The organism is Acidimicrobiia bacterium, from assembly GCA_016650365.1.
Classification (GTDB): Bacteria; Actinomycetota; Acidimicrobiia; order Spongiisociales; family JAENVV01; genus JAENVV01.
This window is the reverse complement of record JAENVV010000175.1, coordinates 1-15,804: the sequence shown is the minus strand read 5'-3', so window position 1 is coordinate 15,804 and position 15,804 is coordinate 1. Positions and strand designations below refer to the sequence as shown.

The window sequence follows — 15,804 nt, the reverse complement described above, 5'->3', positions numbered from 1 at the left end:
CCAGAACCTGGTCCCCTGCCCCGACCGCGAAGAGGATCTCAGTCGACGCCGGTGACAACGACACTATGGCCATGGGTTTGGTTCCGATCGTGACCTCTCCCAGGCTGTCAATGAAACTGACCGGAAAATCGGAATCTTCGGACGGGGTGGTTGCCACGATCGTCGTGGTCGTTGGGGACTCAAGCAAGGGGTTAACGGTCGGATCGGAGTTTCCGACGGCATCGGCCGAGACAGGAGTTGTCTCGGTGGAGACCCCGCAGGCGGTTGCGAGTATGGCAAAGACGAGACTTACGATGATGACCCGTTTCATGGCGTACCTCCTTGTGGGAGGAGACCGGAAACGTGACTGGCGACCCCTCCTCCGGAGGTACGACCATCCGACCATTGAGAAGGCGACCTGGCTCAACCTTGCGGTTTCACAGTTGCGGGACAGCGCCGGATTCAAACCGGACTTCGCTACTCAACGGTCGCTCCTGTTCAAGAACGGGAGCGCGCAGTTTCACGATAGCGCGTCAATCGGTCAGCAGCGCCGTCTTCGTTATCAGATACCGTGGCTGGACTGCGTCCGCCCAAAGGAATTCATTGATGCGGACGACCGACCACGAACTCGTGGGAAGCGAACCAGAGTTACCTGAGACTCAACTCGGTCGTCGTCGCATGCTGATGGATCACTATGGTCTGACCGATGTCGATTATTCCCTTCTATGGCGCTGAAAACCGGGAGATGTTCGCTATCGAGCGAATGGCGATGGATCGACCAGGACTGGTCATCGACCACCTCAACGCCGCCCTTCCAAACGGACCACTCCTCGACATCGGAGCTGGCGACGGATTCACCGCCGATGCCCTCAACCGACCCGGTCGCACGATGGTCGGAATTGAACCAGCGGTCGGCATGTTCGATCAAACCCGGTCCCTGATGTATGTTCGTGGCAGTGCCGAAGCGCTCCCGTTTCGTGATGAGGCGTTCAACGGAGCTTACGCCAGCTGGGCCTACTTCTTTCCGGGTCATCTCGATATCAGTCCTGGCCTGGCTGAGGCGCAAAGGGTTGTCCGACCCGGCGGTCCTCTCGTTGTCGTCGATAACTACGGGGGCGACGAGTTCTCGGGCTTGCTCAGCCAAACGGGCGTCGTCGACAGGGGCTACTGGGAGGGCCAGGGTTTCGAGGTCGAACAGATCGAAACCGTCTTCGAATTCTCGTCTCCTGCGGATGCTAAACAGCTGATGTCGTTCTATGCCGGGAAAGCCCTGAGTGGCGTTCCGACTGTGATCAGCTATCGAGTTGCGGTAATGACCAAGACCATGTGAACCGCCAACTAGGCCGTGGCAGCTTCAATCAAGCGGAAAGCTCTCGCGGTCATGGCTCCGACGGCAATCGAACCGGGAAGCGTTCCGTACATGGCGCCATGATCACCGTTGACCCGCGATGTCAGGTAGGCGTCGATGACCTCGTCGGAACCAAACTGGCCGAGAGCCGAAGCTGCCGCCAAAATGCCAAGCCGCTCAACGATCCGGCGCCCCACCGACTCGGGTTCAAGAGTGTCCGCCACGGTTCGACGCAAGGCGTCTACGGGACCTTTCAGTCTGGAAGATCCCGTGGTCTCAATTTCTGTCAGTAGTGCCTCAAGCGCTTGCGGTTCCTTGGCGATAACGCGCATCACATCGAGGGCGATCACATTGCCGGACCCCTCCCAGATCGCATTTACCGGCGACTCGCGGTACAGCCGAGGCAGAATCGAATCTTCGACGTACCCACCGCCTCCCAAACACTCCATTGCCTCCCGTACCACCTCACTGCACCGCTTGGTCACCCAGTATTTGGCAACCGGGATGAGAATCCGCTTGATGCGAGCTTCGTGGTCGTCAAAAGCGGCGCGATCAAAAGCGGTGGCGAGGCGCATCATCAAGGCCGTCGCTGCTTGCGCCTCGAGATCCAGATCCGCGATCACGTTCTGCATCAACGGTTGATCAACGAGATTGCGTCCGAACGCCTTACGATGACCGACATGCCAGACCGCCTGGGTTACGGCCTGGCGCATCGTGGCGGCGGACCCGATGACACAATCGAGGCGGGTGGCGTTGACCATCTCAATGATCGTTGCGACACCTCGCCCTTCATCTCCGATCATCCTCGCCCACGTGTCTTCGAATTCGACTTCGCCCGACGCATTCGAACGGTTTCCCAGTTTGTCCTTCAGACGATGAATGTGGAAAGGATTCTGCGCTTCGTCTGGTGTCCAACGCGGGAGGAAGAAACACGAGAGCCCGCCGGTGGCCTGAGCCAACACGAGAAACGCGTCGTTCATCGGTGCCGAGCAGAACCATTTGTGACCGGTAAGTCGATATTCTCCTCCAGGACCGCCGCTGCCTATCGCAGCCGCGATGGTGGTGTTCGCCCGCACATCGGACCCACCCTGTCTCTCCGTCATTCCCATGCCCATGAGCACCCCTCGTTTGGCCGATGGCGGCCCAAACGTCTGGTCATACGTTCGACTCGACAACAAGGATTCCCACTCAGAGGCAACCTCAGGTTGTTTGCGCAAGGTAGGTACCACCGCGTAGGTCATGGACACCGGACACATGTGGCCCTGTTCGACCTGGCCTACCAGATAGGCTCGCAAAGCCCGATCGAGATGAGCACCGGGTGATGCACCCACCTGATACGGGATCGAGGTGATCCCCAGACCAACCGTCGTCGACAGCAGCTGATGCCAGGCCGGATGAAACTCCACAAGATCAGCCCGGTGCCCTGCCCGATCGAAGGAGTGCAGGACAGGTTCATTTCGATTGGCCTGGAAGCCCCACTCCCAAAAATCGTGGGAGCCGGCTATGGCGCCAATCTTCAGAAGCTCGGTTGACCCAGCGACGCCGGTGCTCGCCGCCACCGGATCGGCCAACCACAGGTTGACCTCTCCAAGTTCGGGTGGCTGGTTGAGGACCCCGTCAGTCATGGCGTATTACTCACATCGCCAGGCTACTTCGGTCCTATTCACAAAGAGCCGTTTCGGGGCGAGTGGTCTGGCTGCACGGCTACCGACTCGCCCGCACGCACTAGGCTCGCCCGATGGTCGACTTTGATCTGATTGTGATAGGGGGAAATCCAGCCGGACTTAGCCTGGCTGCCGAGGCCCAGGAAGCAGGACTCGCAAGAGTTCTCGTCCTGGAACGGGGTGACTCCGTGACGCCGACCGAAGCGGTCGGTCGGTACCGTCTTGCGGTGCGCTATCTGGTCGAGATCACCGCGGTTACGTCGGAGGGAGATACGGTCCGCGTCGATACCACCGACGGCCCACTGACCACCCATGCCGTGGCGTACTCGGAGGTACCACCCGGCGAGCCCGTCACCCCCGACTATGACATACCCGGGCCAATCACTGACCGCGTCCATGTCGGCTCCCCTACCCTGCCGGCCGGACCCCTCGACGTTCTCGTTGTTGGTGGTGGTGAACAAGCAATTGAGATCGCTGAACTTGCCGTTGAACGAGGCGATCAGGTGGTGCTCTCGATGACCGGGCCGGCGTCCCGGCTGTCACGCCTGGCGCAAGAAACCATGACTTTCCTGGAAGCGGGACGCCACGCGACGATCTTCTGGCACACCCAGCCGGACGGCATCGACGATGTCGGCGGGTACCCCATGGCAATCTTTCGGGACCGTCGAACCCCCGACCTGCAGTTCGACCAGGTTGTATATGCCCTCGGCTACGAAGTTGCCGATGACGCCTTCGAACAGCTCGGCATGTCCGTCGATGTTTCCAACAATCGACTCTTCATCCTCCAGGATACCGACGAACACATCCATCATCCCGCGGGCTTGCTCGTCCCGGCGGGAACGGCGTGGCCGGCTATTCGCGACCGCCTTTTCCCGGGCGTTGCCGTTCCGATTCCCCCACCCCCGACCGCCAAGGTGGATGAGTTTCGTGATCGACATTACAACGCCACCATCACCCACTTTGAGAAGGCACACTCAGATCTCTGGCTGATTCGGGTGAGGCCCGATGTTGGTGATGCCGCTCATCGGGCCGGCCAATACGCCACCCTCGGACTTGGCTACTGGGAACAACGAATCGATGCGGCTGCCGATCCAATCGACGTAAGCCAGTTGGAGAAGCTCGTTCGCCGCTCGTACTCGATCAGCAGTCCGATCCTGGATTCCCGTGGATACCTGGTCGATCCCCACGAATCCGAAGAACTGGAGTTCTACATCGTCCTGGTCCCACCCTCGGACGATCGTATACCCGCCTTTACCCCCCGGCTAGCGCGGAAGAACGTCGGCGACCGGATCTACCTTGGACCCCGCATCACCGGACGGTACACATTGACACCCGTAACGGACCCGGGTTCGACTGTCGTGTTCCTGGCAACCGGGACCGGCGAGGCTCCCCACAACGCCATGATCACCGAACTGCTCCGGAAGGGCCACTATGGCCCGATCATCTCGGCCGTCACGGTCCGTCGGCTCACGGACCTGGCATACGAGGCGACCCACCGTTCGCTTGAGCATCGTTTCGAGAACTACTACTACCTGGCCCTCCCGACCCGGGAGCCAGAAGTACCGAAGCGATACATTCAGGAACTCATTGATTCAGGAGAGCTCGCCACCGTGGCCAACACAACCCTGGATCCGTCACGGACCCACGTCTTCTTGTGCGGAAACCCGGCGATGATCGGTCCGCCTGAGTGGGATGGCTCCAATCCGATCTTCCCGCACCCGAGGGGGGCAGTGGAGGCGCTATACGAACTCGGATTCGTGCCGGATCAACGTGGCAACCCCGGAAACGTCCATTTCGAGGAGTATTGGTAGACGTCTGGCTCGACCGCCTACTCTTCCTCACCCGGTGGTTCACCGGTTTCATCAATCACCATCCGATCTGAGACCACTTCTTCGATGACGTGTTCGATGGTCGGATCGAAGAGGCTCATTACCCGCATGACTCCGATCGAGCCGGCCCCGTGGGGAGGCTTGGATCGGTAATAGACCCACCCCCGCTGTTCCGCGTAGGTTGCCAGTCGGTGGAGCAGATAGAGACCAACAACCACCCCGAGAAGCACTGGGACATAGCGCACATCTACTCGTCTTGCTCCTTGCGCAGCTCGGTGGCCTGCTCTCGCCACTGCTCACGTTCGATTCGTCCTGCAAAGGTATCGAGGTAAGTTTCCCATTCGGCGTCGTCTGTCAACTCGGCGATCTGAGCAAACGAAGTGATATTTCTGGCGTGTAACAAACGCTCGAACTTCGGACCGATCCCTTTGACCAATCGCAAGTCGTCTTGCCGGGTGCCATCCGAGATGGGGTCATCGATCTCATTGATCTCGTCTGCCTCCGGTATATCAGCCGAGGCAGTGGCGGTCCCGGTATCCTCGTGGCCGGTGGTCAGCGCCGCAGCCTCGTCGGTGGACTTCGGATCGTCGACTTTTTCGATCGGAGACGGAGGGGTGGCGACCGGATCAACTGGCTGGTCGGGTTCCCAGTCTCCGCCAGGGAGATCGTCCACGGTAAAGATGTCATCATCATCATCATCATCATCATCATCATCTGCAGGCTGATCAGCGTCGTCATCGTCGCCCATCTCGTCGTCCGAATCGGCCGGAAGCCCGATCGCCGAGACGGCAGCGGCCATATCCTCGTCTGACAGTGCCGAACCGACTTCGGGATCAAAGCCTGCGAAGGCTTTCGCCGCCGGGTCTGGTTCATGCTTCGTTGGGTGTGCATGGGCTTCTAGATCACGAATCTGACGGTCCCTTCCGGCGAGTTCGTCGCGAAGGTCGGCTAGCTCGCGCTGGGCGGCCATGATCTCTTTGCGTAACGTCCCCGCATCGGCCCGGCGTTGGCTGGCCGCCTCCGCCGCTGCCAGGGCCAGGTCCCGTTCTCGAATTGCGTCTTCGACAGCCTCGTCCCTGGCGCGCTCGGCCTCGGCGACGTCCATTTGCGCACGATTGGACGCCTCTAGCGCCTCTGCGGCGCGTGTGTCACGCTCTCCCTCGGCTCTGGACAGGGCATCCAGAGCCTCACGCAGTGACCGCTTCAACGAGACAAATTCAGCGGTTATGGCGTCGTACTTGTCGGAGGCCTCGGAGGCCGCGGCCCGAGCGGAAGCGGCCTGGTCAACCGCTTTCTGACGCTCCACTTCGTGAGCCGCCAACGCCGCCTCTGCGGCGCGTCGGGCAGTCGCTGCATCCGCGGCCTGTTGCTTCAGATCACCTACTGTGCTGTTCAGGACATCAACCTGGGGGGTGAGACCCAAGAGGGTTTTCTCTGCCTGGTCACCTCGGGCCAAAGCAGCTGCCAGGTCAGTCTCCAGCCCTTTCACCCGGTCACCTAACACGGCTGACTTGTCGCGAGCGGCCGCTAGCTCGCTACGTCCTTGGTCAAGCTCTTCCTCCATCGATCGGCGAAGCCACCATCCACCTAACAGATATCCCACCAGCAGGGCTGCCAACCCGATCGCCAGGACCCAGAACCATTCGATCATCATGTCGCCTTTCGATTACCGAGCGCTCATCGAGAGTAGCCGCCGGCGGCCAATTCCGCCGGAGCGCTAACCATCAAATCTGACTGCGTTTACCGCCCGTTCGAACCGTGCCAAACCCTCGTCGAGGTCTTCATCAGGGATGTTGAGAGCCGGAGCGAATCGGACGATATCCGGTCCTGCTCTGAGTCCAAGAAGACCTTGGTCCATCGCAGCGTCAGCCACCGTTTTCGATTGACCGGCATATTCATGCGACAAAACACACCCTGCCCACAAGCCCTTGCCTCGAAACTCGCTGAACAATCGACGGGACTCGTTGATGGCTTTCAGCCCCTCAAAGAGCCGGCCGGCTTTCCGCGTTACCTCAGCAAGAAAGGAAGGTTGGTTGATGATCTCAAGAGACTTGGCTGCCACGGCCGTCGCCAGCGGATTACCGCCAAACGTAGAACCGTGCGTTCCCACCACGAAACTTGAGCCAATCTCCGCCGTCGTCAGCATGGCGGCCACCGGAATGCCGCCGCCGAGTGCTTTGGCCGTCGTTAAGATGTCCGGGGTAACGCCATATCCCATGTAGGCGAAGAGGTCGCCCGTTCGTCCCATTCCTGACTGAATCTCATCGAAGATCAGGAGGGCATTATGCTTGTCGCACAAGTCCCTGAGCCGGCGTAAAAAGACCGGGTCGGCGGCAACCAGCCCTCCCTCCCCCTGGATCGGCTCGACCATCACTGCGCAGACCGAATCGGAAAAGGCGTCACCGAGGGCGTCCAAATCGTTGAATGGAAGATGGGTGATCATGCCAGGTTTGGGTCCAAACCCATCCGAATATTTCGGCTGGCCGCCGACCGATACCGTAAAGAACGTCCGACCGTGAAACCCCTGGTTGAATGCGATGATCTCGACTTTCTCCGCACCATGGCGATCAAACGCATATCGGCGAGCAAGCTTGAGAGCGGCTTCGTTCGCTTCGCCACCAGAATTGGCGAAAAAGACCTGTTCGGCGAAGGTGGCGGCTACGAGCTGTTTGGCCAACCGAATGGACGGCTCGGTCGCAAAGGCATTCGACACATGCCACAGCCGTTTCGCCTGATCAATGAGAACTTCAACCAGCTCGGGTGCTGCATGACCGAGCGCATTCACGGCTATGCCTCCGGCAAAGTCGAGGTATTCCGTACCGTCCTGATCCCAGACTCGCGAGCCGGCTCCCCGCACGAGAACCATCGGCGCAGGTGCATAGTTCGGAGTCATTAGAACATCGAAATCAGCTCTCGTTACGTCGCTCATTCATTCTCCGGTCGGGTCGACGAAGTGTACATCTGTCACTGCCCTTGGCGGCCGTCCCGAATTCCAGTTACCGTGGAAGAGTGAAAGCCCTCCAAGAGCATCTCGTACCCATCGACCTGGTTCAATCGGTCGACCGGCTCGTGGATCTCGCCGAGGTGAACTCCTCGACATACCACCGACCGGGCCTTGACCAAACTCTCGGGATGCTGCTCGAACTGTTCAGCAGCCTCGAGGCGGAATCGGCTCGGATCGCCTTGGCCGACCACCAACGCATGGACGACCGCGGCGTCATGCAGCCCCAGCCACTCGGTGAGATGGGCGCGGTCACCAAAAGGCCAGGAGCTCCGATTCAACTCCTACTTGTTGGCCACTACGACACTGTTTTTGGTGTTGACCACTCCTTCCAACACACTCGTTTCGAGGAGGATCGCCTTGTCGGTCCAGGCACAGCCGACATGAAAGGCGGCTTGCTCGTACTGCATGCGGCCTTGACCACCCTTGAGCAATCCCCATGGGCCGAAAACGTCGGATGGGAGTTGTTGCTTACACCCGACGAAGAGATCGGATCTCCGGGCTCAGCGCCGTTCCTGGAGAAGTCTGCGGCTGGAAAGACCGCTGGTTTCATTTTCGAACCCTCGTTTCCGGATGGACATCTGGCCGGAGAACGCAAAGGCAGCGGGACTTTCGACTTGCACGTGAGCGGGATAGCTGCCCATGCCGGCCGCGATCACCATCTGGGGCGTAACGCCGTGATGGCGGCTGCTCGTCTGGCCGCGGCGATCGATGACCTGAATGGAACCTGGGACGGTGTGACCATCAACGTCGGGGCAATTTCCGGGGGCGGTCCCACCAATATCGTCCCGGACCATGCCGTCATCCGTCTCAATGTCCGGGTCCCTTCCGGAGACCTCGCAGACGAATTCCAGAAAACCATTGAGGCCCTCGCTGCCGAAGCGGCCGGGTTGGACGGCATCCGGGTCACGACCCATGGCACCTTCACCCGGCGCCCCAAGGAAATGAATGCCGGCATCAGCGCCCTCCTTGAGGCCGCCAAGTCATCGGCCAACGCTCTCGGATTCGAACTGGGTTGGCGGTCAACCGGTGGCGTATCGGATGGCAATAACCTGGCGGCGGCCGGTCTGCCCAACCTGGATAATCTTGGCGTGCATGGGGGGAACATTCACTCTGACTCGGAGTTCATGTATCCACGATCCCTGGAGAGCCGCTCAGCCCTGGCCGGTATGATCCTGCTGAAACTTGCCTCAGGAGAACTGACGGTGCCTCAATGATCATCGTCCGACCGGTCACACTGACTGATGTAGACGGCATCCTTGACCTGTTTACCCGGGCCGGATCAGCCCTACACGGGATGTCATCGCTCCGGCCTGACCGCGAAACAATGACCGCCCGGGTGTCGGCGTCCGAGAGAACTTTTGCCCACCCCAACGAAGATGATCCTGGCGCCGACTACTTGTTCGTACTTGTTGACACCACCGCAGACAAGATCATCGGCACCGGAGCAGTCATAGCCCGGGTGGGCCTCACCTCTGCTTTCTACTCGTACAAAATCGTAACCAGGGTGTATTCGTCAAGAGAACTCGGCGTCTACAACAAGATTCCGACTCTCGTGTTGTGCAACGACTACACCGGATTGACCGAGGTGGCAAGCCTGTTCGTTGATGCGCAATACCGCAGCACGAGAGCAGGCAAGCTGATGGCTCTCTCCCGACTTCTCTTTATCACCGAACACGCCGACCGATTCACCGAAACCGTCTTCGCAGAAATGCGGGGATACCACACTCCCGACGGTCGGGTTCCGGTGTGGGAGGGCCTCGGACAGCACTTCTTCTCCCTACCGTTCGAAAAGGCCGACGATCTCACCGCTACTGGCAACAAGACGTTCATCGCCGAACTCATGCCGTCGCATCCCATCTACATTCCCCTGCTCAAGCAGGAAGCCCAAGATGCCATCGGCCAGGTACACGAAAACACCGTGCCGGCCAGACGAATGTTGGAGAAGGAAGGATTCCGGTTCCACGGATACGTTGACATCTTCGACGGTGGACCGACGATCGAGGTCAAGGTAGCCGACATGCGCTCGGCAACCGCCTCGGCCCGATACAAGGTCATCGCCGGTGATCCACCTCCTGGCCCTGATCTGTTGATCATCAACCAGGAAATCGAAAACTATCGGGCAACGCTGGCGGTAGGTTCGGTCGACGGGGACACATTGACTCTCAGTTCTGCGGTAATCGACGGTTTGGCCCTTTCCGAAGGAGACACAGTCAGAATGATGACCCTCGACGTCCCACGCACTGCTGAAGCTCCCGATCATGGACATTGACGGCTCGCTGTACATCAATGGCCTCTGGACCAGGGGAACCAGCGATGTTTTTCGTTCCACGAATCCTGCCTCCGGTGAGGAGTTATGGGAAGGGAGCGCGGCATCGGGTCGGGATGTCGCCCTGGCGGTGAAGGCCGCGAGAGGTGCCGCACCAACCTGGTCGACAGCTCACGCCATTGATGAGCGCATCGCCATCGTCACGAGGTTCAGGGAAGCCATCAAAGAGCATGCCGATGCGCTCGCCAACTTGATCACTGCCGAGACCGGAAAGGCTCGCTGGGAAACGACCGGCGAGGTCGCCGCGATGGCCGCCAAGGTCGACATCAGCCTGGCCGCCTATCACGAGCGAACCGGGATCACGACACGAACGGCGGGTTCGGCGACCTCTACCACCAGGCACAAACCCCACGGGGTCCTCGCCGTCTTCGGTCCGTACAACTTCCCCGGTCACTTGCCGAATGGTCATATCGTTCCAGCTTTGATCGCCGGAAACACCGTCGTCTTCAAACCAAGCGAGCTAACTCCGGCAGTTGGAGAGTTGACTGCCCGAATCTGGGAATCGGTCGGCCTCCCCCCTGGCGTGCTGAATCTGATCCAAGGGGCTCTTACCACCGGCCAGTCATTGTCCGCTCACGGTGATGTCGACGGGCTCTTGTTCACGGGTAGCGCCACGACCGGCGCTTACCTACATCAACAATTCGCAGGAAATCCCGGCAAAGTTCTCGCACTCGAAATGGGTGGCAACAACCCGCTGATCTTCGCGGACGCTTCGGACCTCGACGCGGCCGTACGAAACACGATTCAGTCTGCGTTTGTAAGCTCGGGCCAGCGTTGTACCTGCGCCCGTCGGCTGATGGTCCCGCTCACCGAGACGGGCGATCGGTTTCTCGATCAGCTCATCGACGCCACGTCGCGGATCGTCGTCGGCGAACCAACGGGTGACGTCTTCATGGGGCCGGTGATATCGGATCTCGCCGCGCAACGACTCCTGGACGGATACGGGTCCCTCGCCGGGGCAGGCGCAGAGATTCTGTTGCCGATGACCAGCTTGCCTCTTGGTAATAGCTACCTCTCGCCTGGCATTGTCGATGCGACCGGTCTGGCACTACCCGACGAAGAACACTTCGGTCCGCTCCTCACGGTCTATCGGTATCGCGATTTTGAAGAGGCGATCGAACTCGCCAACCACACCCGGTTTGGTTTGGCCGCCGGTCTCTTCACCGAAGATCCGGCACTCTACGAGCAGTTTTGGGAAGCTTCGACCGCCGGAATCGTCAATTGGAACAGACCACTCACCGGTGCATCAAGCGCAGCACCGTTCGGCGGAACGGGCAGCAGCGGCAACCATCGACCCTCGGCGTATTACGCCGCCGACTACGTGGCCTACCCGGTTGCCTCCCTGGAATCGCCAGAACTGGAGCGCCTTGACCTGCCGGGCCTACGTTGACGGTCGAAGCGAACTTTGACGGGCTGGTCGGCCCAACCCACAACTACGGCGGCCTCGGATCAGGGAACCTGGCCTCGGTATCGAACGCCCAATCGGTCAGTAACCCCCGACAAGCCGCTCTCCAGGGCTTGGCCAAAGCCATGGCCCTGGCGGACCTCGGACTCACCCAGGGAATCCTGCCGCCCCACGAGAGGCCCTATCTGCCGAGGCTGCGACAGGACGGGCTAACCGGCAACGACGACCAAGTGCTGTTCCATGCGGCCAACCGGACCCCTCACCTTCTCCAGACCTACTCGTCGGCGGCCGCCATGTGGACCGCCAATGCAGCCACCGTCTCGCCGTCTGCCGATACCACCGACGGTCGCGTTCATTTCACTCCGGCCAACCTGGTTGCCCAACCGCACCGTTCAATCGAAGGACCGGTGACCGCCCGGATACTCAGAGCCGTTTTTCCGAACCGCACCTATTTTCAACACCATCCCCCGCTTCCGGTAGGCATGAATTTCACTGACGAAGGCGCCGCCAATCACACCCGTCTGGCTCGCTCGTACGGCGAGCCCGGCGTTGAATTGTTCGTCTGGGGACGTAAAGCCAACGATTTCACGGCCGATCCCTACCTCCCAAGACAGAGCTACGAAGCATCCGCGGAAGTGGCTCGCCTTCATGGAGTACTCCGGCCGGTCTTCGCCAAGCAGCATCCCGCCGCCATTGCAGCCGGAGTCTTCCACAACGACGTCATCGCGGTTGGGGATCGTGATCTTTTCCTTCACCACGAGCTGGCCTTCGCCGATCCCGACCTCATTGAACGTCTCAGAGGCTCTTTTGGGGACGGGCTGATCGTGCATACGATCAGCGACGAGCAGGTCCCACTGGCGGATGCAATCGGCTCCTATGTCTTCAACAGTCAGCTCGTCACCATCGAAGGCCGACGGGTGCTCGTCGCCCCGGACGACGTCGACAACTATCCGAACGTTCGCGCCACTATCGAGGCTATCGACGAAATTGACGAAATCGTAACGTTCGACCTCCGCCAATCCATGCGTAATGGTGGTGGGCCGGCCTGTCTCAGGTTGCGAGTGGTCCTCACCGATGACGAGCTGGCCAACACCAACCAGGCTTGCCTACTTACGCCCGATCTGTTCAGTGACTTGACCGACTGGGTGCATCGGTACTACCGCGACCGGTTGACGCCCGACGACCTCGGGGATTATCAGCTACTTGCCGAATCAAGAGCGGCGCTCGACGAACTCACCGGAATTCTTCATCTCGGTGAGATTTACGACTTTCAGAAAACGGAATAACCAACCGCTTCGATCCGTTGCCAATTCAGTACCAACATGCATTTCATGAATTGATCGTGCATTGAGAAGCAACCAAACAAGGAGCGCCCAACGTGGCCACCGTCAACGTAACCAAAGACACCATGGAATCGACCATCGACGAAAACGACATTGTCATCGTTGACTTCTGGGCCGAATGGTGTGGTCCATGTAAGTCGTTCGCACCGACCTTCGAAAAGGCCTCCAACGACCATCCTGATATCGTGTTCGCTAAGGTCGACACCGAGGCCGAGCAGGAACTGGCTGGGTCGTTTGGTATCCGGTCGATTCCCACCCTCATGATCTTCCGTGAGAATGTCGTTTTGTTCAACCAGGCCGGAGCCTTACCGCCGGCTGCGTTGTCGGACATCATCTCCCAGGTCAAAGACCTCGACATGGAGGCGATCCACAAGGAGATCGCCGAGCAGACCGGCGCCGAGGGACATAGCCACGAAGACGAGCACGATCACGCCGGCCACAACCACTGAGTCGTCGCCAGGCGGAGCTTCCGCGATCTACTGCCGATAGGAACGCTTAGCGACCTCTTCGAGCATGATCTCGGTAGCTCCGCCACCGATCGCCCCGATTCGAGCGTCGCGATACATACGTTCGATCGGGGACTCTGTCATATAACCCATCCCGCCATGGAACTGCTGGCACGTATACATGACGTCATTGACCAGTTCCCCGGCCAGGGCTTTCAGCTCCGACACGGGCTTTACGACTTCCTGGCCCTGTTCGAACCGCCAGGCCGTGTCGTAGGCAAAGGTGCGAAGCGCATCGACCCGTCCCTGGAGCATCGCCAAACGGTGACGGATCGTTTGCTTGTCGAATAGGGTCGATCCGAATGCCTTTCGATTCTGGGTGTGGTCGTAGGTCAAATCAAGGGCTTCCTGGGCCTCTCCGACGGCCAGAGCGGCTAGAACGAGGCGCTCGTTCTGGAAGTTCTCCATGATGGCGTAGAAGCCTTTGTCGACCTCACCAAGTATGTTTTCGGCCGGAACCCAAACATCGTCAAAAATGAGTTCGGCCGTGTCCGATGAGCGCCAACCGTGCTTATCCAACTTCCGACCCACCGAGAAACCATCCATCCCCGGTTCCAGGATGAACATGGTGATCCCCTGATGGCCTGAGGCCTGCGGGTTGGTACGGGCGGCAACGAAGATCAGGTTGCCGTACACCCCGTTCGTTATGAACATTTTTGACCCGTTCAGCCGCCATCCGTCGCCGTCACGTTTCGCCGAACTGCGCATGCCAGCCACATCTGACCCGGCATCGGCCTCGGTCACCGCGATTGCGGTGATGATCTCTCCCGTGAGAATCCGCGGCAAGTAGCGGGCGATCTGCTCTTCGGTACCCGCATGGAGTAGATGCGGCGACGCCATGTCCGTGTGAACCAAAACCGTCGCCGCGAACCCCGAGAACGTCGAAGACCCCAAAGCCTCGGCGAATATGGCTGAGGTAAGTGGGCCATAGCCCACTCCGCCAAGCCGTTCGGGCACCCGCAAACCGAAAAAGCCGATGGCTCCCATCTTCTGAAGAACCTCGCGGGGAACCATGCCGGCTTCCTCCCATTGGGCACCGTCGGGTCGAACAAAGTCATCGATGAATCGGAGGGTTTGTTCACGGACCGCGAGGTGATCCTCACTGAGAAAAATGGAGTTCGTGGTCATACCCACAGGTTACGACCTCCTCGAACCGGTTGCAGATCCGCGTCGAGACGGTTCAATTGCGGTGGGAGCCCTTCGAGGCCCTCTTGCGGAAAAGCGATAGTCCCCCGAACCCGCTGATGACGGCCATGTAGAACCCCAGGTCGTATGGCCAGCCCGTGTTCGATACGGCGTACAGGCCAATGTCCGGGTTGAAGAACGAAGCGATCAACGAAATGGGCGCGAGCCATCCGTGCCAGATGCCGGTGAAAAACCCCGCGGGATCTGGAGTAGAGGCTCCGCCGGGGAAACAGGCCGAGGCGAACAAAGCCAACCCAAGCAAACCAGGAGTGAAACGTTTCATGCCCCGACACTACTCGGCATCGACGCGGAGCGACGCTTGCGAGCGGTGGTCCTGGCCAGCGCCCAGAATCCTCCTACGGATATCGCGGCGAACGTGAACCACTGGATCGCATAGCTTTGGTGGGGGCCTTCGTCGAAGGTCGGGAAAGGGACCGAAATCGGCAGATGGGACGGATCTGGATCGGCATAGGCGATCCCATAGACCGGATAGAGCGCATACGGAATCTGTTCCTGCAGACGGGCAATGTCTATCCGGGCGATTCGTTTCAGAACACCATCGGGTTCGATAGGGCCGTATCCACGCCGTGGTTGGGATGGCTGCAGGGTTACGGTGATTGTTTCGGTTTCCCCGTCCGACTGCGTGAAAGGAGGGGTGTCATCCTCCAAAGGAATCCACCCCTGGTTTACGAGTAGAGCGTTACCGTCGTCATCCACGAACGGGGTGATGACGTGGAAACCGGCAGTTCCATCATAGGTTTGTGACCGGGCGAGAACCTCATACGTAGGATCAAAGTGGCCGGTAATCGTGACCGTCCGGAACGCATGGTCTTCCCCGGCAACCCCGATCGGATCATCGACGGAAAGAACTGAGGTTATCGCGAGGGGGTCCTGGGCGGCTCGTTGCTGGGCGATAAGGTTGTCAAGCCGCCGCTCTTCGAGACGATTTAGTTGCCAAAATCCCAGCGACACGAACGTGTAGGTTGCGATGGCCATGATGACTGCGAACAGCAACCATATCGGGCGGGCTAGGAAGCGGTACACGAACCTATGCTACGACGAAACCCGGGCCTCGGATCAGGGCTTCTACGCAGCCAGTTTCGTCGCGTAGAGGCCCGATTGAGATGGAGGCTCTTCATCCTCAGCAGCGAGAGCTGCCGCCACATCGTCGAGGTCCTCAATGTCGGGATTCCAAACGGCTACCGGGCGCTGCGT

At 59.7% G+C, this 15,804-nt stretch carries 15 protein-coding genes and 1 riboswitch; of the genes, 7 read left to right on the top strand and 8 right to left on the bottom strand.

Going from position 1 to position 15,804, the window contains the following annotated elements; all coding sequences use genetic code 11:
- Nucleotides 1–310 (bottom strand): ABC transporter substrate-binding protein (locus tag JJE47_10845; protein ID MBK5267918.1); only part of this gene is annotated, 310 nt, incomplete at its 3' end.
- 59 nt (nucleotides 311–369) lie between these two features.
- A riboswitch (cobalamin riboswitch) is annotated at nucleotides 370–492 on the bottom strand.
- Between the two features lie 193 nt (nucleotides 493–685).
- Here JJE47_10845 and JJE47_10840 point away from each other — a divergent pair.
- On the top strand, nucleotides 686–1,309 hold the full coding sequence (locus JJE47_10840; protein MBK5267917.1) for a class I SAM-dependent methyltransferase: 624 nt from the start codon (nucleotides 686–688) through the stop codon (nucleotides 1,307–1,309).
- A gap of 8 nt (nucleotides 1,310–1,317) precedes the next feature.
- Here the strand turns inward: JJE47_10840 and JJE47_10835 are convergent, their stop codons facing one another.
- Nucleotides 1,318–2,952 (bottom strand): acyl-CoA dehydrogenase family protein, encoded by a 1,635-nt coding sequence (locus JJE47_10835; protein ID MBK5267916.1) that lies wholly within the window; start codon nucleotides 2,950–2,952, stop codon nucleotides 1,318–1,320.
- A gap of 113 nt (nucleotides 2,953–3,065) precedes the next feature.
- On the opposite strand from JJE47_10835, the gene JJE47_10830 reads away from it, so the two are divergent.
- On the top strand, nucleotides 3,066–4,802 hold the full coding sequence (locus JJE47_10830; GenBank protein MBK5267915.1) for an NAD(P)-binding domain-containing protein: 1,737 nt from the start codon (nucleotides 3,066–3,068) through the stop codon (nucleotides 4,800–4,802).
- Nucleotides 4,803–4,819: 17 nt separating this feature from the next.
- Here the strand turns inward: JJE47_10830 and JJE47_10825 are convergent, their stop codons facing one another.
- The 3 genes from JJE47_10825 to JJE47_10815 all read right to left on the bottom strand — a co-directional run bounded on the left by JJE47_10825 (nucleotide 4,820) and on the right by JJE47_10815 (nucleotide 7,749).
- Nucleotides 4,820–5,065 carry a hypothetical protein gene (locus JJE47_10825; GenBank protein MBK5267914.1) on the bottom strand — a complete coding sequence of 82 codons (246 nt, stop codon included), beginning with the start codon at nucleotides 5,063–5,065 and terminating at the stop codon, nucleotides 4,820–4,822.
- A 2-nt stretch (nucleotides 5,066–5,067) separates the two neighbouring features.
- A complete protein-coding gene (locus JJE47_10820) occupies nucleotides 5,068–6,474 on the bottom strand; it encodes a hypothetical protein (protein ID MBK5267913.1) in 1,407 nt (468 codons plus the stop codon).
- Between the two features lie 63 nt (nucleotides 6,475–6,537).
- The gene (locus JJE47_10815) at nucleotides 6,538–7,749 is read right to left on the bottom strand and encodes an acetylornithine/succinyldiaminopimelate transaminase (GenBank protein MBK5267912.1); all 1,212 of its coding nucleotides are present in this window, start codon (nucleotides 7,747–7,749) and stop codon (nucleotides 6,538–6,540) included.
- 80 nt (nucleotides 7,750–7,829) lie between these two features.
- Between JJE47_10815 and JJE47_10810 the strand changes: the two genes are divergently transcribed.
- The 5 genes from JJE47_10810 (at nucleotide 7,830) to trxA (ending at nucleotide 13,347) form a co-directional block, all read left to right on the top strand.
- Nucleotides 7,830–9,038, top strand: a complete 1,209-nt coding sequence (locus JJE47_10810; protein ID MBK5267911.1) for a hydrolase — start codon at nucleotides 7,830–7,832, stop codon at nucleotides 9,036–9,038.
- Nucleotides 9,035–10,093, top strand: a complete 1,059-nt coding sequence (locus JJE47_10805) for an arginine N-succinyltransferase (protein ID MBK5267910.1) — start codon at nucleotides 9,035–9,037, stop codon at nucleotides 10,091–10,093. Before JJE47_10810 ends, JJE47_10805 begins: the two co-directional genes overlap by 4 nt.
- Nucleotides 10,080–11,540: a succinylglutamate-semialdehyde dehydrogenase gene (gene astD, locus JJE47_10800; protein MBK5267909.1), complete on the top strand. Its 1,461-nt coding sequence runs from the start codon at nucleotides 10,080–10,082 to the stop codon at nucleotides 11,538–11,540. Before JJE47_10805 ends, astD begins: the two co-directional genes overlap by 14 nt.
- Nucleotides 11,537–12,841 (top strand): N-succinylarginine dihydrolase, encoded by a 1,305-nt coding sequence (astB, locus tag JJE47_10795; protein MBK5267908.1) that lies wholly within the window; start codon nucleotides 11,537–11,539, stop codon nucleotides 12,839–12,841. Before astD ends, astB begins: the two co-directional genes overlap by 4 nt.
- Before the next feature lie 92 nt (nucleotides 12,842–12,933).
- Entirely contained in the window at nucleotides 12,934–13,347 is a 414-nt protein-coding gene (trxA, locus tag JJE47_10790; GenBank protein ID MBK5267907.1) for a thioredoxin, read from the top strand.
- A 27-nt stretch (nucleotides 13,348–13,374) separates the two neighbouring features.
- On the opposite strand, the gene JJE47_10785 is transcribed toward trxA, so the two are convergent.
- The 3 genes from JJE47_10785 to JJE47_10775 are packed head-to-tail and all read right to left on the bottom strand — an operon-like array spanning nucleotide 13,375 to nucleotide 15,633.
- A complete protein-coding gene (locus tag JJE47_10785; protein ID MBK5267906.1) occupies nucleotides 13,375–14,532 on the bottom strand; it encodes an acyl-CoA dehydrogenase family protein in 1,158 nt (385 codons plus the stop codon).
- Nucleotides 14,533–14,584: 52 nt separating this feature from the next.
- On the bottom strand, nucleotides 14,585–14,872 hold the full coding sequence (locus JJE47_10780) for a hypothetical protein (protein ID MBK5267905.1): 288 nt from the start codon (nucleotides 14,870–14,872) through the stop codon (nucleotides 14,585–14,587).
- A complete protein-coding gene (locus JJE47_10775) occupies nucleotides 14,869–15,633 on the bottom strand; it encodes an SURF1 family protein (protein MBK5267904.1) in 765 nt (254 codons plus the stop codon). The genes JJE47_10780 and JJE47_10775 overlap by 4 nt, the downstream gene beginning before the upstream one ends.
- Nucleotides 15,634–15,804 lie beyond the last annotated feature (171 nt).